Origin of the sequence: Kutzneria buriramensis (assembly GCF_003387475.1) — a bacterium.
Taxonomy (GTDB): Bacteria; Actinomycetota; Actinomycetes; order Mycobacteriales; family Pseudonocardiaceae; genus Kutzneria; species Kutzneria buriramensis.
In genome coordinates this window covers 310,327-334,494 of sequence record NZ_QUNO01000014.1, presented here as the reverse complement: position 1 = coordinate 334,494, position 24,168 = coordinate 310,327, and the positions used below count along the sequence as shown (strand labels likewise).

The 24,168-nt window shown below is 71.2% G+C and carries 35 protein-coding genes and 1 tRNA gene; 16 read left to right on the top strand and 20 right to left on the bottom strand.

Annotated features, from left to right (window positions below):
- Positions 1-85 precede the first annotated feature (85 nt).
- Positions 86-1,147 (bottom strand): MFS transporter, encoded by a 1,062-nt coding sequence (locus BCF44_RS36975; RefSeq protein ID WP_116179111.1) that lies wholly within the window; start codon positions 1,145-1,147, stop codon positions 86-88.
- A gap of 147 nt (positions 1,148-1,294) precedes the next feature.
- On the opposite strand from BCF44_RS36975, the gene BCF44_RS36970 reads away from it, so the two are divergent.
- The 4 genes from BCF44_RS36970 (at position 1,295) to BCF44_RS36955 (ending at position 5,221) form a co-directional block, all read left to right on the top strand.
- Positions 1,295-1,897 carry a TetR/AcrR family transcriptional regulator gene (locus BCF44_RS36970; protein ID WP_116179110.1) on the top strand — a complete coding sequence of 201 codons (603 nt, stop codon included), beginning with the start codon at positions 1,295-1,297 and terminating at the stop codon, positions 1,895-1,897.
- Between the two features lie 113 nt (positions 1,898-2,010).
- Entirely contained in the window at positions 2,011-4,041 is a 2,031-nt protein-coding gene (locus BCF44_RS36965; RefSeq protein ID WP_116179109.1) for an MDR family MFS transporter, read from the top strand.
- A 118-nt stretch (positions 4,042-4,159) separates the two neighbouring features.
- Positions 4,160-4,540 (top strand): hypothetical protein, encoded by a 381-nt coding sequence (locus BCF44_RS36960; protein WP_211353376.1) that lies wholly within the window; start codon positions 4,160-4,162, stop codon positions 4,538-4,540.
- A gap of 72 nt (positions 4,541-4,612) precedes the next feature.
- On the top strand, positions 4,613-5,221 hold the full coding sequence (locus BCF44_RS36955) for a TetR/AcrR family transcriptional regulator (protein WP_246016014.1): 609 nt from the start codon (positions 4,613-4,615) through the stop codon (positions 5,219-5,221).
- A gap of 52 nt (positions 5,222-5,273) precedes the next feature.
- Here BCF44_RS36955 and BCF44_RS36950 read toward each other — a convergent pair whose 3' ends face one another.
- On the bottom strand, positions 5,274-5,495 hold the full coding sequence (locus tag BCF44_RS36950; protein ID WP_116179107.1) for a DUF3618 domain-containing protein: 222 nt from the start codon (positions 5,493-5,495) through the stop codon (positions 5,274-5,276).
- Between the two features lie 100 nt (positions 5,496-5,595).
- On the opposite strand from BCF44_RS36950, the gene BCF44_RS36945 reads away from it, so the two are divergent.
- Both BCF44_RS36945 and BCF44_RS36940 read left to right on the top strand, forming a co-directional pair.
- A tRNA-Leu gene (locus BCF44_RS36945) sits at positions 5,596-5,669 on the top strand.
- Between the two features lie 116 nt (positions 5,670-5,785).
- Positions 5,786-6,403 carry an alpha-ketoglutarate-dependent dioxygenase AlkB family protein gene (locus BCF44_RS36940; RefSeq protein ID WP_116179106.1) on the top strand — a complete coding sequence of 206 codons (618 nt, stop codon included), beginning with the start codon at positions 5,786-5,788 and terminating at the stop codon, positions 6,401-6,403.
- On the opposite strand, the gene BCF44_RS36935 is transcribed toward BCF44_RS36940, so the two are convergent.
- Positions 6,375-6,971: a TetR/AcrR family transcriptional regulator gene (locus tag BCF44_RS36935; protein WP_246016013.1), complete on the bottom strand. Its 597-nt coding sequence runs from the start codon at positions 6,969-6,971 to the stop codon at positions 6,375-6,377. The genes BCF44_RS36940 and BCF44_RS36935 overlap by 29 nt on opposite strands.
- Before the next feature lie 698 nt (positions 6,972-7,669).
- Here BCF44_RS36935 and BCF44_RS36930 point away from each other — a divergent pair.
- The 4 genes from BCF44_RS36930 (at position 7,670) to BCF44_RS36915 (ending at position 9,980) form a co-directional block, all read left to right on the top strand.
- Positions 7,670-8,209 carry a hypothetical protein gene (locus BCF44_RS36930; RefSeq protein WP_116179104.1) on the top strand — a complete coding sequence of 180 codons (540 nt, stop codon included), beginning with the start codon at positions 7,670-7,672 and terminating at the stop codon, positions 8,207-8,209.
- Between the two features lie 35 nt (positions 8,210-8,244).
- Positions 8,245-8,718, top strand: coding sequence for a thioredoxin-dependent thiol peroxidase (bcp, locus tag BCF44_RS36925; RefSeq protein ID WP_116179103.1), 474 nt, complete (start codon positions 8,245-8,247; stop codon positions 8,716-8,718).
- Between the two features lie 86 nt (positions 8,719-8,804).
- On the top strand, positions 8,805-9,365 hold the full coding sequence (locus BCF44_RS36920; protein ID WP_116179102.1) for a hypothetical protein: 561 nt from the start codon (positions 8,805-8,807) through the stop codon (positions 9,363-9,365).
- 279 nt (positions 9,366-9,644) lie between these two features.
- On the top strand, positions 9,645-9,980 hold the full coding sequence (locus BCF44_RS36915) for a DMT family transporter (RefSeq protein ID WP_116179101.1): 336 nt from the start codon (positions 9,645-9,647) through the stop codon (positions 9,978-9,980).
- Here the strand turns inward: BCF44_RS36915 and BCF44_RS36910 are convergent.
- Positions 9,961-10,308, bottom strand: coding sequence for a winged helix-turn-helix transcriptional regulator (locus BCF44_RS36910; RefSeq protein ID WP_246016012.1), 348 nt, complete (start codon positions 10,306-10,308; stop codon positions 9,961-9,963). The two genes, BCF44_RS36915 and BCF44_RS36910, sit on opposite strands and share 20 nt — an antisense overlap.
- Positions 10,309-10,378: 70 nt before the next feature.
- Between BCF44_RS36910 and BCF44_RS36905 the strand changes: the two genes are divergently transcribed.
- Positions 10,379-11,128: a globin domain-containing protein gene (locus BCF44_RS36905; protein WP_116179099.1), complete on the top strand. Its 750-nt coding sequence runs from the start codon at positions 10,379-10,381 to the stop codon at positions 11,126-11,128.
- Positions 11,129-11,198: 70 nt separating this feature from the next.
- Here the strand turns inward: BCF44_RS36905 and rdgB are convergent, their stop codons facing one another.
- Positions 11,199-11,804 carry an RdgB/HAM1 family non-canonical purine NTP pyrophosphatase gene (gene rdgB / locus BCF44_RS36900; protein WP_116179098.1) on the bottom strand — a complete coding sequence of 202 codons (606 nt, stop codon included), beginning with the start codon at positions 11,802-11,804 and terminating at the stop codon, positions 11,199-11,201.
- Positions 11,801-12,583: a ribonuclease PH gene (rph, locus tag BCF44_RS36895; RefSeq protein WP_116179097.1), complete on the bottom strand. Its 783-nt coding sequence runs from the start codon at positions 12,581-12,583 to the stop codon at positions 11,801-11,803. The genes rdgB and rph overlap by 4 nt, the downstream gene beginning before the upstream one ends.
- Before the next feature lie 57 nt (positions 12,584-12,640).
- Between rph and BCF44_RS36890 the strand changes: the two genes are divergently transcribed.
- Positions 12,641-13,279: a DUF2231 domain-containing protein gene (locus tag BCF44_RS36890; protein WP_116179096.1), complete on the top strand. Its 639-nt coding sequence runs from the start codon at positions 12,641-12,643 to the stop codon at positions 13,277-13,279.
- Here the strand turns inward: BCF44_RS36890 and BCF44_RS36885 are convergent.
- The 3 genes from BCF44_RS36885 to BCF44_RS36875 are packed head-to-tail and all read right to left on the bottom strand — an operon-like array spanning position 13,276 to position 15,499.
- Positions 13,276-14,046, bottom strand: a complete 771-nt coding sequence (locus tag BCF44_RS36885) for an MBL fold metallo-hydrolase (RefSeq protein ID WP_116179095.1) — start codon at positions 14,044-14,046, stop codon at positions 13,276-13,278. The genes BCF44_RS36890 and BCF44_RS36885 overlap by 4 nt on opposite strands.
- Positions 14,043-14,861 carry a glutamate racemase gene (gene murI, locus BCF44_RS36880; protein WP_116179094.1) on the bottom strand — a complete coding sequence of 273 codons (819 nt, stop codon included), beginning with the start codon at positions 14,859-14,861 and terminating at the stop codon, positions 14,043-14,045. The genes BCF44_RS36885 and murI overlap by 4 nt, the downstream gene beginning before the upstream one ends.
- Entirely contained in the window at positions 14,858-15,499 is a 642-nt protein-coding gene (locus tag BCF44_RS36875) for a rhomboid family intramembrane serine protease (RefSeq protein ID WP_246016011.1), read from the bottom strand. Before BCF44_RS36875 ends, murI begins: the two co-directional genes overlap by 4 nt.
- Positions 15,500-15,562: 63 nt before the next feature.
- Here BCF44_RS36875 and BCF44_RS36870 point away from each other — a divergent pair, with 63 nt between their 5' ends.
- Positions 15,563-16,420 carry an SMP-30/gluconolactonase/LRE family protein gene (locus BCF44_RS36870; protein ID WP_246016010.1) on the top strand — a complete coding sequence of 286 codons (858 nt, stop codon included), beginning with the start codon at positions 15,563-15,565 and terminating at the stop codon, positions 16,418-16,420.
- On the opposite strand, the gene BCF44_RS36865 is transcribed toward BCF44_RS36870, so the two are convergent.
- The gene (locus tag BCF44_RS36865) at positions 16,417-17,169 is read right to left on the bottom strand and encodes a sulfite exporter TauE/SafE family protein (RefSeq protein WP_170217946.1); all 753 of its coding nucleotides are present in this window, start codon (positions 17,167-17,169) and stop codon (positions 16,417-16,419) included. The genes BCF44_RS36870 and BCF44_RS36865 overlap by 4 nt on opposite strands.
- A gap of 62 nt (positions 17,170-17,231) precedes the next feature.
- Between BCF44_RS36865 and BCF44_RS36860 the strand changes: the two genes are divergently transcribed.
- The 3 genes from BCF44_RS36860 (at position 17,232) to BCF44_RS36850 (ending at position 19,032) form a co-directional block, all read left to right on the top strand.
- Entirely contained in the window at positions 17,232-18,161 is a 930-nt protein-coding gene (locus tag BCF44_RS36860) for a LysR family transcriptional regulator (protein WP_116179090.1), read from the top strand.
- A 29-nt stretch (positions 18,162-18,190) separates the two neighbouring features.
- Positions 18,191-18,559, top strand: a complete 369-nt coding sequence (locus BCF44_RS36855; RefSeq protein ID WP_116179089.1) for a nuclear transport factor 2 family protein — start codon at positions 18,191-18,193, stop codon at positions 18,557-18,559.
- A 143-nt stretch (positions 18,560-18,702) separates the two neighbouring features.
- Positions 18,703-19,032, top strand: coding sequence for a nuclear transport factor 2 family protein (locus BCF44_RS36850; protein WP_170217945.1), 330 nt, complete (start codon positions 18,703-18,705; stop codon positions 19,030-19,032).
- 1 nt (position 19,033) lies between these two features.
- On the opposite strand, the gene BCF44_RS36845 is transcribed toward BCF44_RS36850, so the two are convergent.
- The 10 genes from BCF44_RS36845 to clpS form a co-directional block, all read right to left on the bottom strand.
- Positions 19,034-19,984, bottom strand: coding sequence for a PLP-dependent cysteine synthase family protein (locus BCF44_RS36845; protein WP_116179087.1), 951 nt, complete (start codon positions 19,982-19,984; stop codon positions 19,034-19,036).
- A 4-nt stretch (positions 19,985-19,988) separates the two neighbouring features.
- The gene (locus tag BCF44_RS36840) at positions 19,989-20,267 is read right to left on the bottom strand and encodes a MoaD/ThiS family protein (RefSeq protein ID WP_116179086.1); all 279 of its coding nucleotides are present in this window, start codon (positions 20,265-20,267) and stop codon (positions 19,989-19,991) included.
- A gap of 61 nt (positions 20,268-20,328) precedes the next feature.
- Positions 20,329-20,766 carry a M67 family metallopeptidase gene (locus BCF44_RS36835; protein WP_116179085.1) on the bottom strand — a complete coding sequence of 146 codons (438 nt, stop codon included), beginning with the start codon at positions 20,764-20,766 and terminating at the stop codon, positions 20,329-20,331.
- Positions 20,767-20,803: 37 nt separating this feature from the next.
- Complete coding sequence (locus tag BCF44_RS36830; protein WP_116179084.1) at positions 20,804-21,322, bottom strand: DUF2017 family protein; 519 nt, start codon at positions 21,320-21,322, stop codon at positions 20,804-20,806.
- A complete protein-coding gene (locus tag BCF44_RS36825; RefSeq protein WP_116179083.1) occupies positions 21,319-21,555 on the bottom strand; it encodes an ATP-dependent Clp protease adaptor ClpS in 237 nt (78 codons plus the stop codon). The genes BCF44_RS36830 and BCF44_RS36825 overlap by 4 nt, the downstream gene beginning before the upstream one ends.
- Complete coding sequence (locus BCF44_RS36820; RefSeq protein WP_116179082.1) at positions 21,552-22,085, bottom strand: DUF2017 family protein; 534 nt, start codon at positions 22,083-22,085, stop codon at positions 21,552-21,554. Before BCF44_RS36820 ends, BCF44_RS36825 begins: the two co-directional genes overlap by 4 nt.
- Positions 22,082-22,318 (bottom strand): ATP-dependent Clp protease adaptor ClpS, encoded by a 237-nt coding sequence (locus BCF44_RS36815; RefSeq protein WP_170217944.1) that lies wholly within the window; start codon positions 22,316-22,318, stop codon positions 22,082-22,084. The genes BCF44_RS36820 and BCF44_RS36815 overlap by 4 nt, the downstream gene beginning before the upstream one ends.
- The gene (locus tag BCF44_RS36810; RefSeq protein ID WP_116179080.1) at positions 22,315-23,289 is read right to left on the bottom strand and encodes a P1 family peptidase; all 975 of its coding nucleotides are present in this window, start codon (positions 23,287-23,289) and stop codon (positions 22,315-22,317) included. The genes BCF44_RS36815 and BCF44_RS36810 overlap by 4 nt, the downstream gene beginning before the upstream one ends.
- Positions 23,286-23,843 (bottom strand): DUF2017 domain-containing protein, encoded by a 558-nt coding sequence (locus BCF44_RS36805; protein ID WP_116179079.1) that lies wholly within the window; start codon positions 23,841-23,843, stop codon positions 23,286-23,288. The genes BCF44_RS36810 and BCF44_RS36805 overlap by 4 nt, the downstream gene beginning before the upstream one ends.
- The gene (gene clpS, locus BCF44_RS36800; protein ID WP_116179078.1) at positions 23,840-24,127 is read right to left on the bottom strand and encodes an ATP-dependent Clp protease adapter ClpS; all 288 of its coding nucleotides are present in this window, start codon (positions 24,125-24,127) and stop codon (positions 23,840-23,842) included. The genes BCF44_RS36805 and clpS overlap by 4 nt, the downstream gene beginning before the upstream one ends.
- Positions 24,128-24,168: the final 41 nt, after the last annotated feature.

Here is a 24,168-nt window from a genome sequence, read left to right as displayed (position 1 = left end):
AGGCCGCGACGGCGACCTCAGACGGATCCGTCCCACCGCACGCCGGGCAGCGGTCAATCCCAACCGCTGAGCCGGCGCCGGCAGGTCAGCGCGCGTCCTGACTTCCGGTGGAGAGGGCCCCAGGGCCACGGTGGCCCTCTCGCCGGGAGTTCGACGCCAGCCCCACCGCCGCCGCGAGCAGCACCACCACCGCGACAGCCGCCGCGACCAGCGGCAACGCGTCCGGACCGGCCACGGTCAACACCGCGCCGCCGATCAGTCCCGCCAGGCCCACGCCCAGGAATCCGGCGACGTCGTCGACCACCGGATCGCCGGTCAGGACACGCATCGAGGCGTCGGCCGCCCCTGCCGCCGCGCCCCAGAACGCGAGCGCCGCGGCCACTCCGACCACCGAGCCGTGCGCGAACGGCAGAGCCGCCACGAAGGCGGCCGAGAGTGCGGTTGACGCAAGTAAGGCCGCCTTCGCACCACGTCTCCGCACCGCGACGACGCCGATCACCGCCCCTGGGCCGAACGCGACGAACAGCACCTCGACAACCCGGCCGTGCAGGCCCGCAGCGGCCGCCAGCACCGGCGTGAGCAGGGAACATGCGGCAATGACGGCGGCACGGAAGATCACCTTCAGCCCTGCCGTGAGCAGCAGGCGCGGATCGCCGATCGGGTGTCGTCTGATCGGGTTCAGCACCACGCCGAGTAGTGCGTCGGCCGCTCCGACGGCGGCGATCACGGCCAGCAGCACGAACACCGTCCTGCACCCGGCCTGGTCCGCGATCACGGCCGCGATCGGCGCGCCGAGCACCGTCCTGACGGCCAGCCCGCCGCTCACCCCTCGGTCGCCGGCCCGCAACACGCCGGCGGCTCCGACGCCGAGCACAATTCTCACCGCCAGCAGCAACACGAAATTGTCGGCGAATACCGACAACGCATTTCCGATGGTCAGAGCGGCCGGCCCGATCAGCGGCAACCGCCGAGGATCGATCCGTCCGACCAGTGACATCGCCATCGCGCCGGCCAATCCGAAAACGGTCAGCAGTTGCGCCGCCTCCGCGCCGGAAACGCCGAGTTCAATGGTCAGTGACGGCATCAAACCGGCTACCGAGGACACGCACGCGCCGACGACGAACCCGCCCGGCGCGGCGAATGGCATTGTCCGACACGGCGGCTTCGGCTCCGTCGCGGCAATTGAACTGTTCGGGTGACCACTGCTGCCGTCCACGCCACGCCGAACGGCGCGCACGGTGCCCGTGCCGGCTCGGCGCACGGAACCTCGGACCGCCGAAGTACTGTCGCCGGAATGTCGTCCCCTTCGCGCCGACGGGTATCCCTCGACACCCCGGAGCGCCTCGCCGAGGTGTTCACCGCGGCTATCGACGCGGTCGCCGAGGTCGGCTACGAGCGGTTCAACATGGACCTCGTGGCGCAGCGGGCGCACGCCAGCAAGGGCAGCCTTTACCAGCGCTGGCCGTCCAAGGCGCACCTGATCGTGGCGGCGCTACAGGCCAATCGGGTCGAGATCGCGGCCCCGGACACCGGGTCGTACCTGGGCGACGTGCGCGAGCTGTGCAAGCAGTGGCTGCGCGCCGAGGTGGCCGGCGACCGTCGCGGGCTGCTGCTCGCGCTGCTGGAGGGCAGTCGTCGCGACCAGGAGCTGGCCGGGCTGATGACCGAGCAGCTGGGCCAGGGCGGCACGAATCCGATGGCCGAGGTGTTGGCCGCCGCCGGCCGCCGGGGCGAGCTGCCGGCCGGCGTGGACCTGGAGCTGCTGGCCGACCTGCCGTTGGCGCTGGCCATGTCGAACCTGCTGTTCAAGGGCCGGGAGCTGACCGAGGAGCTGGTGGACCGGATCGTGGACGGCCTGCTGGCGCCGCTGCTCGGTAGCGGGGATCACACACAATAGAACAGAACTGTTCTGTACGCTCATACCCGGGATCTCACCTCTCCGGGTGACGTCCGCTGCGGCGGACCGGCCCGTGCGGTGAAGTCGGAACCGACCCGGACGAGGGGGCGTGAATGGCTGCCACCACCGCTGAACCGGACACCGTGGGCATCAGCCGCGGCCGGATCAACGCGATCTTCGGCATGGTGCTGCTCGGCATGCTGCTGGCGGCGCTCGACCAGACGATCGTTGGCACGGCGCTGCCGACGATCGTCGGCGACCTCGGCGGCGCCGGCCACCTGTCCTGGGTGGTCACCGCGTACCTGTTGGCCGAGACGATCATGACGGTGATCGTCGGCAAGTTCGGCGACCTGTTCGGCCGCAAGCTGATGTTCCAGCTCTCTGTGGTGATCTTCGGCGTCGGCTCGTTCTTCTGCGGCTTCGCCGACTCCATGACCTGGCTCATCATCTGGCGGGCGGTGCAGGGCATCGGCGGCGGCGGTCTGATGGTCACGTCCACCGCGCTCATCGCCGACTTCATCCCGCTGCGCGAACGCGGCAAGTACCAGGGGCTGCTGGGCTCGGTGTTCGGCGTGGTGACGGTGGCCGGCCCGATGCTCGGCGGCCTGTTCGTGGACCACCTGTCCTGGCGGTGGGCGTTCTACGTGAACATCCCGCTCGTCGTGGTGGTGCTGGTCGTCGCGGCGGTGACCATGCCGTCGGTGAAGGCGGCGATCAAGCCGGTCGTCGACTACGCCGGCATCCTGCTGATCGGCCTGGCCGCGACCGGGCTGACGCTGGTCACCAGCTGGGGCGGCACCACCTACGCGTGGGGCTCCCCCGAGATCATCTGGATGTCGGTCGGCTCGGTGGTGCTGCTGGGCCTGTTCGTCGCCGTGGAGCTGCGGGCCAAGGAGCCCATGCTGCCGATGCGGCTGTTCCGCAACCCGGTGTTCACCGTGTCGGGCATCCTCAGCTTCATCGTGGGCTTCGCCATGCTCGGGGCGCTGTCGTTCCTGCCCACCTACATGCAGTACGTCCAGGGCACGTCCGCGACCAGCTCCGGCATCCGCCTGCTGCCCATGGTGATCGGCCTGCTGGTGGCGTCCATCCTGTCCGGCAACATCGTCAGCCGGACCGGTCGGTACAAGATCTTCCCGATCCTGGGCAGCATCGGCATCAGCGCCGGGCTGTACCTGCTGTCGCTGCTCACACCGGACACCGGGATCGTGCTGTCGTCGGTGTACATGCTGGTGCTCGGCGTCGGAATCGGCCTGGCCATGCAGGTGCTGACCATCGCCGTGCAGAACACCGTCGACTACGGCGACCTCGGCGTGGCCACGTCCGGCGTGACGTTCCTGCGGTCCATCGGCAGCTCGTTCGGCGCCGCGATCTTCGGCTCGATCTACTCCAGCCAGCTCACCACCAACCTCGGGACCGCGCTGGCAACTCATCCGTTGCCGCAAGGCGTCGATCCGCACGTGACGGCCGTGCCGGCGCTGCTGCACGCGCTGCCCGACGCAGTGTCCCGGCCGATCGTGCAGGCGTACTCCGATTCGCTGCACACGGTGTTCCTCTACGCCGTGCCGGTCGGCCTGCTGGCGCTGCTGGTGTCGTTCTTCCTCAAGGAGATGCCGCTGCGGGACACCTCCCGGGCGAGCGCGCCGGAACTCGGCGAGGGCTTCGCGATGCCGGAGGCCAGGGACTCCGACCGGGAGCTGGAGCGCGCCATCGCCACGCTGATGTACCGGGAGCGGCGGCAGGCCGCGCCGGAGATCCTCGGCCGCTCCGGGACGAGCCTGGACGAAGGCGGTGTTTGGTGCCTGATGCGGGTCAAGTTCCAGCACAAGTTGCAGCAGCCGGCGACGGTCGAGGCGATCGCCGAGCGGCACCGCATCCCGGCCAAGGTGTTCGAGCCGGCGTTCTTCGCGCTGGAGTACAGCGGCTACCTCGAGCGGCAGGGCCCTGAACTGGACCTGACCGACCGGGGCCGCGCCGAGTTCGACCGGCTCGCCGCCGCCTGGCGGGGCTGGATCGTGGAACGGCTGTCGGACTGGCGGCAGGAGAGCCGGGACGACCTGGACGCGGCGATCGACCGGGTCGCCGCCCGGATGATCGAGCAGGCGGGCGACGAGCAGCGGCAAGGTAGGCACGCTTTGGTGTAAGGCCGGATGGCGGTCACCCGATCGGTGTAACGTCGTCATGCGTCCGACGGGGCCGCGTCTCATCCGCGCGGCCCCGTCGACCGGGGAGGCCGCGGCACGACGGGGAGGGTGATCGAGGATGGGCGCGACACCGATATTGGTGAACTACTCGCCCGAGGGCGAGGACTGGACGGTCAAGCTGGAGGCGGACGGCACGGTGCTGACCGAGCAGGCGCCCGGTCTGATCGCCGCCCGCGACCGCGCCGACCAGATGGTCGAGCAGCTCACCGGCTCGTCCGAGCAGGAGCGCAAGCCCACCGTCGTGCACCTGCTCGACGGCGACGCCTTCGCCTTCACCACCGCGTACCTGCACGCACGGCACGGCCTGAGCACGCCGTCCCACGCCGCCGAGCCGGCCGTCGCCGACACGCCCGCCGCTGACGCGCCCAAGGTCGGGGAGAACACGCAGGAGATGGACCTGTCAGAGCTCGCCGACGAGACCGACGACAAGGCGATCTGATCCACTCGTCCGGCTGATTGCACTTAGGATGATCCCCGAAGGGCAACCCCTTGCCGTATCGGGAGGATGGTCTTGGCCACAACGTCGTACGCGGAGCAGGCAAACGCGGCCGCCCGCGGCCGGCCGAGGGACGCCACCCGCGACGAGGCGCTGCGCCGCGCGGCGCTGGAGGTCATGGCCGAGGTCGGCTACCGGGCGCTGACCATGGACGCGGTCGCCGCCAAGGCGCGGGCCGGCAAGGCGACCATCTACCGGCGCTGGGAGTCCAAGCTCGACCTGGTCATCGACACCGTGAACCAGTTGGTGCACCAGAACATCCCCGAGCCCGACACCGGATCGCTCACCGGCGACCTGCGCGAGTTCCTCAGCGCCTTCGCCGCGTTCCTGTCCGGGCCGACCGGCAAGGCCGCGCAGGCGCTGGTCGGCGAACTCCCCCACGAGCCCGAGCTCGCCACCGCGTTCCGCGAGACGTTCCTGGTGGCGCAGCGGGACGTGCTGCGCGGCATCCTCGACCGGGGCACCGCCCGCGGCGAGGTCCGGCTGGACGCCCCGCGCGGCATGGCCGTCGAGCTCGCCGGCGCGGCGCTGACCTACCGGCTGATGCTCACCGGGGACCCCCTCGACGCCACCTTCGTGGATCGGCTCGTCGACCAGGTCCTGCTGCCACTGCTGCGGCCCTGAACACGGCGAAAGCCCCGCCGGCCTGCGCGGCCGGCGGGGCTTTCGCTCGTCGTCAGCGGAAGAGCTTGCGCACCACCAGGACGCCGACCAGCACCCCGACGCCGATCAACGCGTACTTCACCCGCGGATCGGACAGCCGGGCACGGACCGCGTCCTTGCCCTGGTCCACGTACTGCTTCGGGTTGGCCTTGACGGCCAACTCGTCCAGGGTGGCGGCCAGCGCGTCCCGCGCCTGCTCGATCTCGCGCTGAATGGTGTCGGGATCGCGAGCCACTTGTCCTCCTCGCCGTGCGTGGTGGAAACCACCGTAGTTGACCACGTTAGGACCCGTTCGCCGGGCCCGCCGGAGGGCGACCGCTAGGCTTGCGGCCAAGGGGGCCGTAGCCCAATTGGCAGAGGCACACGGTTTAGGTCCGTGCCAGTGTCGGTTCGAGTCCGACCGGCCCTACTAATACCCCGCTGACCTGCGGCGCAGTCTCGACTGGGCCAACGGGTCAGGGGGTTGCGTGCAGCGGGTGCAACGCACGTACCGCCGCACAGCGGACGGAGACCCCCGTGGATTCGATGTTCGGCCGCGAGCCAGCGGAGATCGCGCCCGGCGCCGTGCACACCCCCGACTGGCTCAGCCCCGACGAGCAGCGCCGGCTGGTGGCCGCGTGCCGCGACTGGGCGGCAGCGCCCGCCGGCATGCGGCACACGCGGCTGCCCAGCGGCGGCGTGATGTCCGTGCAGACGGTGTGCCTGGGCTGGCACTGGACGCCGTACCGCTACAGCCGCACCACCGAGGACGGCTCCCCGGTGAAGCCGCTGCCGGACTGGCTCGCGGACCTGGGCGCCCGGGCGGTCGGCGATCCCGCGTACCGACCCGACATCGCGCTGGTCAACTTCTACGACCAGGCCGCGAAGATGGGCATGCACCAGGACAAGGACGAGCGCAGCGACGCGCCCGTGGTGTCACTGAGCATCGGCGACAGCTGCGTGTTCCGGTTCGGCAACACCGAGCACCGCAACCGGCCGTGGACCGACGTCGAGCTGCGCTCCGGCGACCTGTTCGTGTTCGGCGGACCGTCCCGGTTCGCCTATCACGGCGTGACGAAGACGCTGCCGGGCACCGGCGACCCGGCCACCGGCCTGGCGGCCGGTCGGCTCAACATCACGCTCCGGGTGTCCGGGATGGACTGACCGGCCGCATGCCGTCGCAGACCACGCCGACGATCAACCGCGGGTCGGCGGTGCCCTGCCGGGCCATCGCCAGGCAGCCCACCATCAAGGTCTTCACGTCGGTCACCGTGAGATCGGACCGCACCCGCCCGGCCTCCTGGGCCTTGGCCAGCAGCTGGCCGAGGCCGGTCATCATCACGTTCGACGCCTCGGCGGTCAGCTCCCGGTTGAAGCTGCCGTTGGCCGCGAGCGCGTCGAACAGCGCCCGGTTCAGGCTGGCGTTCTGCACCATCTGCTCGAAGAACGCGAAGAAGCCGGTGCCGGCCTCGGGACCCTCGGCCAGCTCGCGGGCGGCCTCGCCGACCGCGCGCAGTCGCTCCACGATGATCGCCTCGAACAGCGCGTCCTTGGTCGGGAAGTGCCGGTACACCGTGCCCACGCCGACTCCGGCCCTGCGGGCGATCTCGTCGATCGGGACCGCGAGGCCCTCCTCGGCGAACACCTCCTGCGCCACCTCGAGCACCCGGGCGCGGTTGCGCCGGGCGTCGGCGCGCAGCGGCCGGCTGGTCGTGGGATCGGCGGAAGTCACACCCAGACTGTAAGGCCGCCGATACCCGCAGGTCGCCTGCGGCGGACCAGGACGACCGCCCCGACCGGGGCCACGGGGTCGGTCGAGCACCTGACCGTCCCGACCGACCCCGGCCGGTGCGAGGGCGATGCACCGATCCATTCAGTTGTGCGTGTCGTGCGCACCGGGAGGGCCGTCGCGGCTCGCTCGGCCGCGAGGTCGTCCGGTCGGGCACCGTGCCGACCGACAACCCCACCGCCGACCGACCCGTTCGGGCCGCCCGGTGCTCAGCGTCCTCGAGGACCACCTCCTCTCGGTTCGATCGCTGTGATGGCGACCGGTCCGGCGGGCCTCGCCGGTGCGTTCCCCGGTGCGAGACGGACATCGGACCTCCACTCGTCCGATCGTCCGCCGGGAACGTCCGGTTGCCGCCCGTCGTGCGCTTTGTCCATCACCCCTCGCACGCTAGACCCGAGGTCTGACAATCCACGTCCGCGCAGGTCACAGCGGTCGGCGACGACCCACGTGGGCCGTTGCGGCCGGGTCGGACGTTCGACAGCGAAGCTGTGGCTCCGCCCACACTCCGTCGTCAGTCGGTCACGGCTTGGCCACGTCCCGGCACCAGCTGTGCCTCGACTGTCGTAACCGGTTGGCCCGGACACCGGCACGGCCGCCATGGTGGAGAGGTTTGGTCAACAGGCCCCAGGCAGGAGCGGCAAGTGCGGATCGTCAGGCTGGTCGTGGCCGGGTGCCTAGCGGCGCTGCTGGCCGGATGCGGCACGGCCGGCGGCACGCAGTTGTCGGCGCTGCGGAGCACCACGAGCCCCACGGCCGGCCAGACCAGGCCCCAGACCGACAGCACGCTGAGCGCGGCCTTCGGCGACCGCCGGACCTGGCCGAACGGGCTGGCCATCACCGTCTCGCAGCCCCGCTCGATCACGCCCAGCAGCACGGCCTATCCGCAGGCGGCGCGGGCGGCGGTGTTCGAGGTGGTCATCGAGAACGGCACGTCCTCGCCGTACAAGCCGTCGCAGCTGGCACTGCGGGCGACGGTCGCCGGACAGACCGCCCAGGAGGTGGTCGATCCGGCGCAGGGACTGGCCGGATACGTCGCCGCCGAGCAGGACGTGGCGCCCGGCCGCTCACTCGACTTGACAGTGGCGTTCGCCCTCCCGAAACAGCCCGTCGACCTGCGGATCCTGGTGCAGCCGGACGTGATCGACGCGGTGCCGGCGGCCGCCTTCTCGGGGACCGCTTAGGCGCGTTGTCAGGGTCTGCCGCTAGCGTCGTCGGCATGACTGAGAATGCGCGTCTCGCCGTCGGCGACGTGGCGCCGGACTTCACCCTCGTCGACAGCGAGGGCGCCAAGGTGTCGCTGTCGGACTACCGCGGCCGGCAGGTCGTCGTGTACTTCTACCCGGCCGCCATGACGCCGGGCTGCACCAAGCAGGCGTGCGACTTCCGGGACAACCTGTCCGAGCTCAACGACGCCGGTTTCGACGTGCTGGGCATCTCCCCGGACAAGGTGGAGAAGCTGGCCAAGTTCCGGGACGCGGAGGGGCTGACCTTCCCGCTGCTGTCCGACGCGGACAAGTCGGTGATGCAGCGCTGGGGCGCGTTCGGCGAGAAGCAGAACTACGGGCGCACGGTGCAGGGGGTGATTCGTTCGACCTTCATCGTGGACGCCGAGGGCAAGATCGCGAAGGCGTCGTACAACGTGCGTGCCACCGGGCACGTCGCCAAGCTCCGCAAGGACCTGGGCGTCTGAGCCGCGCGGTAGCGGTATACGACAGGTCCGTCGATCGAGCGACACGGTGGCGGGGAGCGGAACTGGCCTTCCGCTCCGCCTCGCTGGTGAAGCTGCTCATCGCGCTCGACGTGCTGGCGCGCCGGTCGGCGACGCCGGCGCTGCACGAGGCGTTGCGGCTCATGCTGTCGGCCAGCGACGACGACGTGGCCAACGAGCTGTGGGACGCCGACGGCGGTCCGGAGATCGTGGTGCGCACGGCCGAGCGGCTGGCGCTGCCGTCGGCCCGTCCGCCGGAGATCGCCGGCAGGTGGGGCGACACGATGCTGGGCATCGGCGACGTGGTCGCCACGTACCGACACGTCCTGGAGGTGGCGCCGGCGACGTGGCGTGAGCTGATCGTGGACGCGTTGGCCGCCGCGCCCCGGCACGGCTCGGACGGCTTCGACCAGTACTTCGGCATTCCGAACCGGCTGCCACGGCCGTGGGCGATCAAACAGGGCTGGTCGGAGAGCCCGCGCGATGTGGTGTTGCACACCAGCGGCGTGGTCGGCGCCGGCTGGCGGTTCGTCGTGGTGGTGCTGGCGTCCTTCCCGGTCGGCACCGAGTGGGCGACGGCCGCCGCGGCGGTGAACGACGAGGTGGCCCGGCTCGCGGACGAGCTCTGACCCCCGAACGGGGTAAGCTGGACGCGAGGGCTGGCGAATGGCCGCCCCGGTTCAACGCAGAGGGTGATACGCCGTGTGTGGTTCCTCCACACCAAGCGGTCCTGAGCGTCCCTCCAAATTCGTCCTGCGGGTCCACTTCCCGACCAGGGGCGGTTGAGTACGGGCTGACGCCCCCACTCCCGTAAACCGCTGACGTTCGTTCGGCGGTCCCCTTCGCGTACCCCGGCCCACGCCCCGTGGCGCCGGCCGTCGGCGCGCGCCCGAAACCTGGAACCAGCGATGCTGATGTGGATCCTGCTCGCCCTCGCCATCGTCGCCGAGGTGTTCGCGACGATCATGTTGAAACTGTCCGACGGCCTGAGCCACCCGCTGCCGGTGCTCGGCCTGATCGCCGGCTACGCGCTGGCCTTCTACCTGGAGTCGCAGGTGATCCAGCTCGGCATGCCGATGCCGGTCACCTACGCGGTGTGGGCCGGCGGCGGCATCGCGCTGGTCGTGGTGGCCAACCGGGTGCTGTTCTCCGAACCCGTGTCGGCGCTGACCATCGGCGGCATGGTGCTGATCCTGGCCGGCGTGCTGGTCGTGCAGCTGTCGGTCAGTCACCAGGCGGCGTGAAGGAGACGTCGACGCCGGTCCGCTCGGCCCGGGCGAGGCCCCAGTCGTACAGGCCCTGGAGCACCGGGGCCAGGGTCTCGCCCTCCGGGCTGAGCCGGTAGTCGGTGCGCAGTTCCGGCTCCTGGGTGGCGTCGCGCAGCACCAGGCCATCCGCCTCCAGCTCGCGCAGCCGCTGCGTGAGCATCTTCTCGCTGATGTCCGGGATGAGGCGGCGCAGCTGGCCGTAGCGCAGCGGGCCTTCCTTGAGGCGGGCCAGGATCAGCACCCGCCACCGGCCGCCGACGACGTCCAGCGTGAGCTCGACCGGGCAGTGGTATCGCTGTCGCACGTTCGCCCCCTGACTGCGCACCGGAAAGTGCGTACTTGCCGACCTCCCGCCGCGGTGGTTGTTTCGGCGGGTGATCACCGAGTACATCCGCTACCGGATTCCCGACGGCCAGGGTAGCCAGTTCGAGGACGCCTATCGCCGCGCGGGAACGGTGCTGTCCGAGTCGCCGCAGTGCGTGGGCTGGGACGTGGCGCGCTGCGTGGAGGAGCCTGCCTGCTACGTGGTGCGGATCCGGTGGACCTCCGCGGAGGACCACCTCAAGGGGTTCCGCACCGGCCCGCAGTTCCCGGCGTTCTTCGCCGAGGTGAAGCCGTTCGTCGGCGACATCGAGGAGATGCGGCACTACGAGGAGTTGGCCGCCGGCGAGGGCCCGCCGACGCTGTACGACTGGGCCGGCGGCGAGGAGGCGCTGATCCGGCTGACGGAGGTGTTCTACCGGCACGTGCTCGCCGACGACCTGCTGGAACCGCTGTTCCGGGGCATGTCGCCGGAGCATCCGCGCCGGGTGGCGCACTGGCTGGGTGAGGTCTTCGGCGGCCCGAGGACCTACAGCGCCGAGCGCGGCGGCTATCCGACGATGCTGGGCATGCACCTGGGCAAGGGGATCACCGAGCCGCAGCGCCGCCGCTGGGTGAGCCTGCTGATGGACGCCGCCGACGAGGTGGGGCTGCCGTCCGACCCCGAGTTCCGGGCCGCGTTCACCGGCTACATCGAGTGGGGCACGCGCATCGCCCTGGCCAATTCCCAGCCGGATGCCCACCCGTACAAGCAGGCGCCGGTGCCGCGCTGGGGCTGGGGCGTCGCTCCTCCGATGAGGTGACGGCGATGCAGTGAAGGGGGCTTTCCTCGCGTTCAACGCAAGGAAAGCCCCCTTCCAAGCACGAAAAGGGTCAGGAGAGGGCGGCCGTGATGTGCGGCAGCAGCAGCCGGAGGGCCCGCCCGCGGTGGGACAGGGCGTCCTTCTCGGCCGGGTCCATCTCGGCGGACGTCCGGGTCTCCCCCTCCGGCACGAAGATCGGGTCGTACCCGAAGCCGTTCGCGCCGCGGGCCGCCCGGATCAGGGTCCCGCGCCACTCGCCCCGCACCACGACCTCGGAGCCGCCGGGCAGCACCAGGGCCGCGGCGCAGACGAAGGCCGCGCCGCGGCGCTCGTCCGGCACGTCGCCCATCTGCCCCAGCACCAGGTTCAGGTTGGCGGCGTCATCGCCGTGGCCGCCGGACCACCGGGCCGACAGCACGCCGGGCATGCCGTTCAGCGCGTCCACCGCGATGCCGGAGTCGTCGGCGACGGCCGGCAGGCCAGTGGCGGCGACCGCGTCCCGGGCCTTGGCCAGGGCGTTGCCCTCGAACGTCGGCTCGGTCTCCGGGGCCTCCGGGAACGGGTCGACGGCGTCGAGGCCGATGACCTCGACGCCGGAGACGTCCGAGGCGGCCAGGATGCGGTCCAGCTCCGTCAGCTTCTTGGCGTTGCGGGTGGCCAGCAGCAGCTTGCTCACGACTTGGCCGCCGACCGCTTGCCCTTCGGCGACGGCTCCGGCAGCTTGCCCGGGTACGGCAGCGCCAGCGCCTCGGACTGGAGCCGGGACAGCTCGGCGCAGCCGGCCAGCGCCAGGTCCAGCATCTGGTCCAGGGTGGACCGGGCGAACGTCGCGCCCTCGCCGGTGCCCTGCACCTCGACCAGTGTGCCGGCGTCGGTGGCGACCACGTTCATGTCGACCTCGGCCCGGGAGTCCTCCTCGTACGGCAGGTCCAGCCGGACCCGGCCGTCGATCACCCCGACGCTGACCGCCGACACCGAGCAGGAAAGCGGCTTGGGGTCGGCCAGCCGGCCGGCCGCGTCCAGCCACGTGATGGCGTCGGCCAGCGCCACGTACGCGCCGGTGATGGCCGCGGTGCGGGTGCCGCCGTCGGCTTGGATCACGTCGCAGTCGATGACGATGGTGTTCTCGCCGAGGGCGGCCAGGTCGATGCAGGCCCGCAGGGAGCGGCCGATCAGCCGGCTGATCTCGTGCGTGCGGCCGCCGATCTTGCCCTTGACCGACTCCCGGTCGCCGCGGGTGTGGGTGGCCGAGGGCAGCATGGCGTACTCGGCGGTGACCCAGCCCAGGCCGGACCCGGCCCGCCAGCGCGGCACGCCCTCGGTGACGCTGGCCGCGCACAGCACGCGGGTGTTGCCGAACTCGACCAGCACGGATCCCGCCGGCCACTGCTGGTAGCCACGGGTGATCTTGATCTCGCGGAGCGACTCGTCGCCTCGGCCATCTGCTCTAACCACGCGGCTAGCCTACGGGCACCGATTGAACCGCTCGCGCGCTCCCAACGTGAGGTTGTTATGAACCTTGCCGACAACTCGTTCACCTTCAACGGGATGCCGCTGCACCCGTTGCTGGTGCATGCCGTCGTCGTGCTGTTGCCCCTGGCCGCGGTCGGCAGCATCCTCATCGCGCTCTACCCGAAGTGGCGCCGCCGCTACTGGTTGCCGGTGCTGGTGCTCGCCGTCCTGGGCATCGGCGCGGTGCCGATCACCCAGCAGGCCGGGGAGGAGCTGTACAACACCATCAAGGGGTCCCCGCCAGGGCTGGCGCACCACCGTGACCTGGGCAACGGCCTGCTGCCGTACGCGATCGCCTTCGGCGTGATGCTCGTGCTGCTGCTGGTCGTCGGGCGGATCGCGGACCGCGAGCGGGCCACCGGCGGCGTCCGGGCGAACGCGGCGATGTCGCCGCGGCACCAGCCGGTCGCGCCGGGCGTGCACAGCCTCGACGAGCTGGACGAGGATCTCGCCGCCCGGCCGGCGACCGAGCCGGCGCCGACGATCCAGACCGCCCAGCAGTCCGCGTCCCGGTTCTGGAGCGTGATCACGATCCTGGTCTCGGTCGCGGTGCTGGCCAGCGCCGTCGCCGTCACGTACGAGATCTACCTGATCGGCGACAGCGGGGCCTCGGCCGTCTGGAAGGGCGTCGGCGGCTAGACCTCGTACACCCGGCCCTGCTCGGCGAGCAGCACCTCGCCGTCGAACTCGCCCCGCGCCTCGGCCAGCACGACCTGCGGATCGGTCCACGGCGCGATGTGGGTGAGCATGAGCCTGCCCACGCCGGCGCGGCACGCGGTCTGCCCCGCCTGCCGGCCGGACATGTGCATGTCCGCGGGCCGGGTCGGCAGGTCGGTCCAGGTCGCCTCGGCCAGCAGCAGGTCGGCGCCGGAGGACAGCCTGTCCAGCGCGGGGCACGCGGCGGTGTCGCCGGAGTAGACCAGCGACCGGCCGTCGTGCTCGATCCGGAAGCCGTACGCCTCGCACGGGTGCAGCACCCGTGCCGAGGTCACCTTCAGCGGGCCGATCTGCACGGTCTCGCCGGTGAGCGGGAGGAAGTCGAAGACGCGCGAGAAGTCGGTGCCGAGCCGCTCCTCCTCGTTCGGCGCGTACTGGGCGGCGAACCGGTGGGACGTGTCGGACGGCCCGTGCACCGGCAGCCGCCGCTCGGTCGCCGGGTAGGGCGGCGCCGGGTGGTACTGGCGCAGCACCGCGAGCGCGCTGAAGTCGGCGCAGTGATCGGGATGCAGGTGGGAGAAGGCCAGCGCGTCGATGTCGAACGCGCTCATCCGCGCCTGCAACGCGGCCAGGGCGCCGTTGCCCAGGTCCAGCACCAACCGGAACCCGTCCGCCTCGACCAGGTAGCACGGGGCGGGGGCGTCCGGGCCGGGAACGCTGCCCGCGCAGCCGAGGATGGTCAGCTTCACGGCGTAGAGGGTGACATGGCGGCGCGAACCGTTCCCACCTGCGGACCCAGGAACCGGCGGGCCAATCGCAGGAAGGGTTCGGCGGGGCCGGTGGCGAGGAATTCGTGCTCGGCGATGTCGCCGGTCGGCTCCCGCAGCAGATCGCGCTCGGTGAGCACCCGGACCACGTCCTTGGCCGTCTCCTCGGCGCTGGAGACGAGCGTCACCTTCTCCCCCATCACGATCTGGATCACGCCCGTGAGCAGCGGATAGTGCGTGCAGCCGAGGATGAGCGTGTCCACGTCGGCGCGGTGCAGCGGCTCCAGGTACGCCTCGGTCAGCCCCAGCACCTGACGGCCCGAGGTGACGCCGCGCTCCACGAAGTCCACGAACCGCGGGCAGGCAGCGCTCGTCAGCGTCACGTGCGGGGCGGCGGCGAAGGCGTCGTCGTAGGCACGGGACTGCACGGTGCCCTGGGTACCGATCAGTCCGATGCGACCGGTGCGGCTGGTGGCCACGGCGCGGCGCACCGCCGGCAGCACGACCTCGACCACCGGGATGTCGTAGCGCTCACGGGCGTCACGCAGGCAGGCCGCGGACGCGGTGTTGCAGGCGATCACCAACATCTTCACGCCGCTGTCCACGAGTTGGTCGAACGCCGCGAGGGCGTACCGCCGGGCGTCGGCGATCGGCAACGGCCCGTAAGGACAGTTGGCGGTGTCGCCGAGGTACCGGACGCGTTCGCCCGGCAGCTGGTCCATGATCGCGCGGGCGACGGTCAGGCCGCCCACCCCGGAGTCGAAGATCCCGATCGGCGCGTCGGCGGCGGTTGTCACGCAACGACTTTACCGGCGGTGCGAGCCGGCCGGTTGGCCATTGCCACCAGCCAGGCCGACAACAGGCCGCCGAGCGCGCCGAAGGCGTGCGCCTGCCACGAGATCTCCGGGTCCACGTTGGGCAGCAGGCCCCACAGCGCGCTGCCCCAGTAGAACAACAGGATCACGGCCACCGCGAGCTGCTTGAGACTGCGGTTGAAGATGCCCCGCACCAACAGGAACATCAGCCAGCCGAAGGCGATGCCGGAGGCGCCGACGGTGGAGACGCCGGTGCTCTCGGTCAGCCAGACGCCCAGGCCGCTGATGAGCCAGATCACCACGGTGACAGCAACCCACTGCCGCACCCCGATGGCCATCGCCAGGAAGCCGAACAGCAGCACCGGCAACGTGTTGGAGAACAGGTGCTGCCAGCTGACGTGCAGCAGCGGCGCCCAGATCACCCCCGGCAGGCCGGTCACCCGATGCGACACGATGCCGTAGCTGGCGAGCGAGCCGTGGAAGAACGCCGAGTTGACGAGCTCGACCAGGTACAGCAGCACGGTGAAGCCGCCGATGACCACGGCGGACCGCAGCGGCTGCGGGGGCAGCACCCGGTTGACGGGCTTGCCAGGCGCCGACGGTACGGGAAGGGTAGCCACGTAACCGAGCGTAGGGCCCGAAGTGGGCATTTGGCATCAGGTACAACCCCTAAGGTGAACTCAGTGGTCGAAGTGGCGGTGCGCAGCGAGGCGACGCTCGGCGAGGGCCCCACGTGGGACACGTCGACGTCCACGCTGCTGTGGGTGGACATCCTGGGCAGCGCGGTGCACCGGTACGACCCGGGCCGCGGCCGCGACGACGTGCTCGCGGTGCCGCAGCACGTGGGCGCGGCCAAGCCGCGCGCGGCCGGCGGCCTCATCGCCAACCTCCGGGACGGCGTGGCGCTGCTCGACGCCGACGGCACCCAGCGTTGGCTGGTCTACTGGGAGCGCGAGGGCGTTCGCGGCAACGACGCGGCCGTCGACGGCGCGGGGCGGCTGTGGGCCGGCACCATGCGCTACGACGCCGGCGAGGGCGGCGGCTGGTTGGCGCGCGTCGAACCGGACGGGGCCGCGAAGGTGCTGTTCGACGACGTGACGATCAGCAACGGCATCGCCTGGAGCCCGGACAACACGCTGATGTACTACATCGACACGCCGACCCGGCGGGTCGATGTGCTCGACTACGACCTGGCCACCGGGACGGCGGTGGGCCGCCGTCCATTGTGTACGATCGAGGGGACCCCGGGCTCTCCCGACGGCATGTGCGTGGATGCCGATGGCTGCCTGTGGGTGGCGTTGTGGGGCGGGCACGCGATCCGCCGCTACACGCCCGAGGGCAAGCTGGACCGTGAGGTGCCGATGCCGGTGGCGCAGCCGTCGGCGTGTGCCTTCGGCGGTCCGGACTTCACCGATCTGTACGTGACGACCGCTCGCGAGGGGCTCACCCCGGAGCAGCTCGCCGATCAGGAACTGGCCGGCTCCTTGTTGGTGCTGCCCGGTTTCGGCGTCGGGCTGCCGTCGACGCTGTTCGCCGGCTAGAAGGCACGCAACATCAGCGTGGACGCGGTGACCAGGCCGAGGACGCCGATCACCGAGCGCAGCGCGGTGGCCGGGAGGTGACGGGCGAGGCGGGCCCCGAGGGGTCCGCCGATCGCCGTCGCCGCCGCGAGCACGATCGCCGCCGGCCAGTTGACCGGGGCCGTGAAGCAGAAGATCACGCCGGCCACGCCGTTGGCCGTCGTCTGCAACACGTTCTTGATCGCGTTCATGCGGTGCGTGTCGTCGGTGACGAAGAGGCCGAGCAGCGCGGCGAAGATGATGCCGACACCCGCGCCGAAGTAGCCGCCGTACGCGCCGTTGGCGGCCATGCCGGCGATCAGCCCGGGCTTGTTGCGGTGCGGCGCGATCGACCGCAACCGCTTGGCCAGCAACGGTTGTGTGAGCACCAGCACCGCGCCGGCCGCCAGCAGTCCCGGCGCCGCGTAGGTGAAAACCCTGCTGGGCAACACGAACAGCAGCAGCGCACCGACGACCGAGCCGATGGCCGCCGGCGGCACCAGCGTGCGCAGCGTCCGCCCCTGGCCACGGAGTTCCTTGCGGAAGCCGATGGTCGCCGCGACCGAGCCGGGCACGACGCCGACGCAGTTGGTCACGTTGGCGGCCAGCGGACTCAGTCCGAGTCCGATCATCAGCGGGAAGGTGAGCAGGGCGCCCGCGCCGGCGACGGCGTTGAGCATGCCGACGATCAGTCCGACGGCGGCGACGAGACCGAGCGCGAGTGGGGTCACTCGTTCAGGGTCGACCCGGCGGTATCGATGCGTCCAATGAACATTGCCCATGGAATCGATGCGTGCTAGGCATCGATGTCGTGGACATGGACGAGCTGCGCTGGTTCATCCGGGTCGCGGAGAGCCGGACCGTCACGGAGGCGGCCGAGACCTTGCACCTGTCTCAGCCGGCGCTGTCGCGCGGGCTGGGCCGGCTGGAACGGGAGCTCGGCGCGCCACTTTTCGACCGGGTCGGCCGGGTGTTGCGGCTCAACGCCAACGGTCAGGCGCTGCTGGACGCCGCCCGACGGGCAGTGTCCGCTGTGGACGGTGCGCGGCGGACCATCGGCGAGCTGGCCGATCCGGACCGCGGCACCGTGACGGTGGCGTTCCTGAACACCATGGGGCCCTTGGTCGTGCCGACGCTGCTCAGCGACTACCGGTCGCGCCGGCCGAGCGTGCAGTTCCGGCTGCGCCAGGGCGGCACCGAGCGGATCGAGCAGTACCTGCTGGACGGGCTGGTCGACCTGTTGCTGATCTCCCCGCCCAGGTCCCCCGACATCGTCTGGCGGCCACTGCTGACCGAGCCGCTGGTGCTGGTCGTGCCGGTGACGCACCGGCTGGCCGGGCGGTCGTCGGTGCGGCTGGCCGAGGTGCGCGACGAGCCGTTCGTGATCTTCTCGAAGGGCTTCGGGATGCGGCCGACGACCGAGCGGCTGTGCCGGGAGGCCGGCTTCTCGCCGCGGATCAGCTGCGAGGGCGAGGACGGGGCGACGCTGCGCGGGCTGATCGGCGCCGGCTGCGGGGTCGGGCTGATCGGTCCGGGCCCCGCGCCGGTGCCGGGCGTGGTCGAGCTGGCGATCTCCGAGCCGGCCTGTTTCCGCACGATCGGGCTCGGCTGGTGCGACCGGTTCCTGCCGGCCGCGGCCGACGCGTTCCGCACGTTCGCGTTGGCCGAGGCGAAACCCCCTGGCATGTGGCGGCCGTTCACGCTAGCGTCAGATACGGAGTGAACGTTCCGTTTAATCGTCAGGGGGAAGTGATGACCGCACCCGCCGAAGTGTTCCGGCAGCTCGTGGACGGTGTCGTCGGCAAGAAGTGGGACCAGCTGCCGCTGCTCTACGCCGAGGACGCCGTGGTCGTGCACCCGTTCAGCACCGATCCCGCCGTCGCCCGGCTGGAGGGCCGCGAGCAGGTGCGGGCGCACTTCGCCCGCGCCGCCGAGATGAACGTCGACTTCCGGGCGGAGGACGTCGTCGTGCACGAGACCACCGACCCAGAGGTGGTGATCGGCGAGTTCGTGTACCGAGGGACGCTCGGCGAGCAGGAGGTCACCATGCCGGCGATCCTCGTGCTCCGGGTTCGCGACGGCCTGATCGTGTCGTCCCGGGACTACGCAGGCAGCCGATGAGCACTCCTGAACACGAAGCGCCACCCGCCACTCCCAAGGGGGGCGTGCCCAGCTCCAGCCTACCCGCCGCGGGGGTAACTCGATCTTCAGCGGGGGTTGGCTGTGGACAGAGCGAGAGTTGTCCACAACCGCGGGAGGTGCTCTTGCGCCTGCTCGACGGCGTCGCCGCCAAGCGCTGGGACGAGTTGCCGCTGCTGTACGCCGAGGATGCCCACGTCACGCACCCGCCCCACGGGCCCGAGCTCAACGGCCGCGAGGAGCTGCGCCGGCACTTCGCGGCGGCGGCCGAGCACGGGTTCGACGTCCGGGCCGAGGACGTGATCGTCCACGAGACCGCCGATCCCGAGGTGGTGATCGGCGAGTTCCGGTACCGGGGCACCAGCGGCGACCAGGAGATCGACGCGCCGCGGATCTTCGTGATGCGGATCCGCGGCGGTCTGATCGTCGAGTCCCGGGACTACCGCGTCGGCTGACTCAGGCCCAGAGGTGGCCGTCCATGCGCGCGGCGGCCTCGTCCAGCGTGCCGGAATAGGCGCCGGTGGACAGGTACTTCCAGCCGGCGTCGGCGACCACGAACACCACGTCCGCGCGCTTGCCGGCCGCGGCGGACTTCTCCGCCGCGGCCAGCGCGGCGTGCAGGATCGCGCCGGTGGAGATGCCGGCGAAGATGCCCTCGGTCTCCAGCAGCTGCCGGGTTCGGCGCAGCGCGTCGTACGAGCCGACGGAGTACCGCCCGGTCAGCACGTCCGGGTCGTACAGCTCCGGCACGAAGCCCTCGTCCAGGTTGCGCAGGCCGTACACGAGCTCGCCGTAACGCGGCTCGGCGGCGATGATCTGCACTTCCGGCTTGTGCTCCCGAAGATAGCGCCCGGCACCGACAAGAGTGCCGGTGGTCCCGAGGCCGGCCACGAAGTGCGTGACCTCGGGCAGGTCCCGCAGGATCTCGGGCCCGGTGCCGTTGTAGTGCGCCTGCGCGTTGGCCGGGTTGCCGTACTGGTAGAGCATCACCCAGTCGGCGTTCTGCTTGGCCAGCTCCTTGGCCATCGCGACGGCCTGGTTGGAGCCGCCGGCCGCGGGCGAGAACACGATCCGCGCGCCGTAGGCCTGCAACAGCTGCTTGCGCTCGGTGGACGTGTTCTCCGGCATCACGCACACCAGGCCGTAGCCCTTGAGCTTGGCGGCCATGGCCAGCGAGATGCCGGTGTTGCCGGAGGTGGGCTCCAGGATGGTGCAGCCCGGCCACAGCGTGCCGTCCCGCTCCGCCGCCTCGATCATGGCCAGCGCCGGCCGGTCCTTGATCGAGCCGGTCGGGTTGCGGTCCTCCAGCTTGGCCCACAGCCGCACGGTCGGCGACGGCGACAGCCGCGGCAGGCCGATCAGCGGCGTGTCGCCCAGCGCGTCCAGCAGCGAGTCGTACCGGGCCACGACGTCAGCGGCTGCCGCCGGCCACGGCCGGCAGGATGGTCACGTTGTCGCCGTCGGCGACCTTGGCCTCCAGGCCACCGGCGAAGCGCACGTCCTCGTCGTTGACGTAGATGTTGACGAAGCGGTGCAGCGTGCCGTCCTTGACAAGCCGGGCCTTGAGACCGCCGTGGTTGGACTCCAGGCTGTCGATGACCTCCGCGAGCGTGGCGCCGCTGGCCTCGACGGACTTCTCACCGCCGGTGTGCGTGCGCAGGATCGTCGGGATCGAGACGGTGATGGCCATGTGCTGTCTAACCTCCGCTATCGGCCTGGACTACTTCGGTGCGACGCCCGGCGGTGGCCGGTTATTCCCCGGGCGAGGACTCGTAGGACTCGACGACCGTCACCGGCTCCTCGGTGATCTGGCCGTCGACGATCCGGTAGGAGCGGAACTCGTGGCTGTCCGGCTCCCGGGTGGACACCAGCACGTAGTGCGCGTCCGGCTCCCCGGCGTAGGACACGTCGGTCCGCGACGGGTACGCCTCGGTCGCGGTGTGCGAGTGGTAGATCACCGACGGCACCTCGTCGTTGGCGTCCATCTCCCGGTACAGCCGCAGCAGGTCGCCCGACTCGAACTCGTAGAACGTGGGCGAGCGGGCCGCGTTGAGCATCGGCACGAAGCGCTCCGGCCGGTCCCGTTCCGGGCCCGCGATCACTCCGCACGCCTCGTCGGGGTGGTCCCGGCGGGCGTGCTCGACGACGGCCTCGACCAGGTCACGGCGGATCACCAGCACGGTGCCCATCCTAGTAGGTGATGCGCGCAGTCCCGAGGGTTGGGAATCACCCGGTCGTGGCGGCGCCCAGCTCGGGGCGCAGTGCCACCAGCAGCTCGGTCTGCAACCACGTGAACAGGCCGGCACTGCGCAGCCGGGCGTCCTCGGACGCCAGGTCGCCGGCCTCGGACCGCTGCACCCACAGCAGCCGGGTCTGGCCGAGCACCCGGATCCAGTCGTCGATCGCGGCCAGCTGGTACCGGATCGTGCCGTCGTCGCCGAGCGAGGCCAGCACCCGCTGCGCCGCGCCGAGCAGCTCCTGGCGCAGGGTGTCGCCCCAGCGCGCGTCGAACTCCTGTGCCGTCGGCCCGAACACGGAGACCGGTGGGAACAGCCGTGACAGCAGCGCACGCTGGGCCGCCTCGAACCGCATCCGGTCCATCAGCTTGCGCTTCGGCTGCACGTAGTCCAGGTGCGACGCCAGCTCGGCGACGGCCCCGCGCAGCGGGTCGACCAGGCTCTGGTCGCACTTGACCAGCACCTGGCTCTCGCCGACCACGACGTCGACCTGGGGATTGAGCATCATCGGTTCGCCTCGATCATCGCGTGCAGCCCGAAGCCGAGCAGCCGGGCGGTCACCACCTCGGCGTCCTGACGGGTCTGGGCCAGGCCGACGATCGCCCGGCCCTCGGCGTCGAGCTGCCGGGTGAGGTGCTCGGCCTCGGCCAGCGGCACCCCGCAGGCCCGGTTGATCACGTCCGTGACCAGCGCCTTCGAGTTCAGCCGGTCGCCCAGCACGACCACGCGGAACACGCTCATGCCTCCTCCAGGATCTCGCCGGTCGGCAGCTCGGGCCGCAGCGTCGTGACGATCCGCAGCTGGACGTCGCCCAGGAACGCCGACATCGCCGCTCCGTCGGGCGCGCGCCCCGGCCGGTCGCGCCGGTCCACGTAGAGGAACCGCGCCGTGCCGAGCACCCGGATCCAGTCATCGGCGGCGTCGACCGGCACGCGGATCGGGCCCGGCCCGTCCAACACGGCCAGCACTCGCTCGGCCGCGGACCACAGATCGGCACGGATCGCCGCGCCGTGCCGCAACTCGAACCTGGCCGACAGCACCGACGAGCGGTAGGCGGGCGGGAAGAGGCGGTCCAGGGTCTGCCGGTGTGCCTTGCTGTGCCGCCGCCGCATCGCCGCGACTTCGAGGCCGACGCCGGTGAGTCCGTTGTCGGCGACGCAGAGCATCAACGCCCGCACGGTCTCGCGCAGCGCCTGCGGCACTCGCCCCGGGGTGGTGATGACCAGGTGGCCGGCCGCGACCTTGACGGTGACTTCCTCCGGCGCGGTCACGACTTGCTCCACGCGATCGTCGCGTCCAGGCCGTAGCCGCGCAGCCGCACCGCCGTGAGCTCGGCGGCGTGCTGGCTCGTCGACGAGATCGCCACCATCCCCGTCTCCTGGATCCGCTTGGCGGCCTCGATCGCGTTGTCGTAGGACAGCCCGCCCACCCGGTTGAGGACGTCCACCACCACCGCGTAGAAGTTCACCGCGTCGTCGTGCACAACAACCTGCCACTGCTTCACTTGCCCCCCAAAGCCTCCGGCCAGGCATCACGGTACGCCGGCACGCCGGCGACCGTCGTGGCCGCGAGTATCCCGTGCACGATGGCCCGGGCGAAGACCTGTGCGCCGGCCTCGCACACCCGGTCCAACGCCATCCCCCGAACGCCGGTCAACTCCTGGCGGCCCGTGGCCAGCGCGAAGATCGTGTCGCCGTCGTACATGGCGTGCGCGGGCCGGATGGCGCGGGCGAGCCCGTCGTGGGCGACCGCCGCGACCCGCTGGCACTCGGCCTTGGTCAGCACGGCGTCGACCGCGACGACGCCGATGGTGGTGTTCAGCGCGGATCGCTTCGGCTGCAACGCCACGGACGGCGCACCGGGCGCCGACAGCCCGAACTCGCCGTCGACCTCGTGATCCAACGCCCACGGGACGCCGGCCGGATTCACGGCCTCCCCCATGGCGTTCACGGCGACGATCGCGCCGACGGTCAGGCCGTCCACGACCATGCTGGCGGTGCCGATACCGCCCTTCAGCGACCCGCAGCGGGCACCGGTGCCCGCGCCGACGCAACCCTGCTCGACGGCGCCGTCGTTCGCCGCCTGGCATGCGGCATAGCCGAAGGACGCGTCCGGGCGGTTGCCCCAGTCGCCGAGTTTGAGGTCGAACAGCACCGCCGACGGCACCACCGGCACGACCTCGTGCGGCGACTCCCCCACGCGGACGCCGCTGTTGTGCTCGGCCAGCCAGCGCATCACGCCGTCGGCCGCGGCGAGCCCGTACGCACTGCCGCCGGTCAGGCAAACGCCGTGGATCTCCTGCACCAGCCGGGACGGCTCCAGCACGTCGGTCTCCCGCGTGCCGGGTGCGCCGCCGCGCTGGTCGACGCCGGCGACCGCGCCGTCGGGGACGAGCACGACCGTGGTGCCGGTGGCCCAGCCGTCGCCCAGCCGCTGGTGTTGTCCGACCAGCACCCCAGGCACGTCGGTGATCACGACGACACCGCGTTGACCAGGCTCTCCTGCACCCAGGTCAGCCAGTGGTACACGCCCAGATGCGACGACCGCGGGTCGTCCTCGGGCAGCTCGTCCGGCATGTCCTCGGTGACGTCCAGCGCCGTGCCGAGCGCCAGCCGCACGTCGTTGATCGCCGACAGCCAGGCGTCCGCCTGCTCCGGCGACAGCGCGATCTCGCCGCCGTCGGGCGGGCACGTGTCCATCACCGTCTGCGCCACGCCCGTCTTGATCGCCAGCAGCTCGGGCTCGTGCAGGCTGCGCAGCGCCGCCGCCGAGTCCAGGTCCTCCTTGGTCGGCTGGTCGTCGTCCAGGCGGTGGAAGTCGGGCAGCAGCCGGGACAGGATCGGGTCGTCCGGCGCCGTCGACGGCCCCACCTTGATGCCGGTCAGCTCGGCCAGCGGGTCCTCGGGCGCGTCCTCCTCGCGGGCGGCGAGCATGTCCAGCACCTGCCCGACCAGGCCACGCAGGATGGCGGCCTCCTGCCGGTCCACCTCGGCGACGATCTGCTCGCCGCGCCGACGCCAACCCCTCATGAATCGCGCTGCATGGTCGCCCACAGGCCGGCGGCGTGCAGTTTCGCCACGTCCGTCTCCACCTTCTCCTTGCTGCCGGACGACACGATCGCCCGCCCCTTGTGGTGCACGTCCAGCATCAGCCTGGTGGCCTTCTCCCGGCTGTAGCCGAAGATCTTCTGGAGCACGTAGGTGACGTAGGACATGAGGTTGACCGGGTCGTTCCAGACGACCGTCAGCCACGGCTTGTCCTCCGCACCGACCTCCTCCACCTCCGACGTCTCCTGCTCGACGGGCGTGGTCATACCGCCAATGGTGTCATGTCCCTCCCCATTAGGCTGACCGT

Coding starts and splice junctions, on each gene's coding strand:
- BCF44_RS36840 (WP_116179086.1), bottom strand. CDS start 20,267: ATGGCCATCACCGTCTCGATCCCGACGATCCTGCGCACGCACACCGGC.
- BCF44_RS36960 (WP_211353376.1), top strand. CDS start 4,160: ATGGGCGCGACACCGATATTGGTGAACTACTCGCCCGAGGGCGAGGAC.
- BCF44_RS36970 (WP_116179110.1), top strand. CDS start 1,295: ATGTCGTCCCCTTCGCGCCGACGGGTATCCCTCGACACCCCGGAGCGC.
- BCF44_RS36825 (WP_116179083.1), bottom strand. CDS start 21,555: ATGAGCGTGTTCCGCGTGGTCGTGCTGGGCGACCGGCTGAACTCGAAG.
- BCF44_RS36975 (WP_116179111.1), bottom strand. CDS start 1,147: ATGCCATTCGCCGCGCCGGGCGGGTTCGTCGTCGGCGCGTGCGTGTCC.
- BCF44_RS36940 (WP_116179106.1), top strand. CDS start 5,786: ATGTTCGGCCGCGAGCCAGCGGAGATCGCGCCCGGCGCCGTGCACACC.
- clpS (WP_116179078.1), bottom strand. CDS start 24,127: ATGACCACGCCCGTCGAGCAGGAGACGTCGGAGGTGGAGGAGGTCGGT.
- bcp (WP_116179103.1), top strand. CDS start 8,245: ATGACTGAGAATGCGCGTCTCGCCGTCGGCGACGTGGCGCCGGACTTC.
- BCF44_RS36890 (WP_116179096.1), top strand. CDS start 12,641: ATGAACCTTGCCGACAACTCGTTCACCTTCAACGGGATGCCGCTGCAC.
- BCF44_RS36805 (WP_116179079.1), bottom strand. CDS start 23,843: ATGAGGGGTTGGCGTCGGCGCGGCGAGCAGATCGTCGCCGAGGTGGAC.
- BCF44_RS36830 (WP_116179084.1), bottom strand. CDS start 21,322: ATGATGCTCAATCCCCAGGTCGACGTCGTGGTCGGCGAGAGCCAGGTG.
- BCF44_RS36835 (WP_116179085.1), bottom strand. CDS start 20,766: ATGGGCACCGTGCTGGTGATCCGCCGTGACCTGGTCGAGGCCGTCGTC.
- BCF44_RS36965 (WP_116179109.1), top strand. CDS start 2,011: ATGGCTGCCACCACCGCTGAACCGGACACCGTGGGCATCAGCCGCGGC.
- BCF44_RS36855 (WP_116179089.1), top strand. CDS start 18,191: ATGACCGCACCCGCCGAAGTGTTCCGGCAGCTCGTGGACGGTGTCGTC.
- BCF44_RS36915 (WP_116179101.1), top strand. CDS start 9,645: ATGCTGATGTGGATCCTGCTCGCCCTCGCCATCGTCGCCGAGGTGTTC.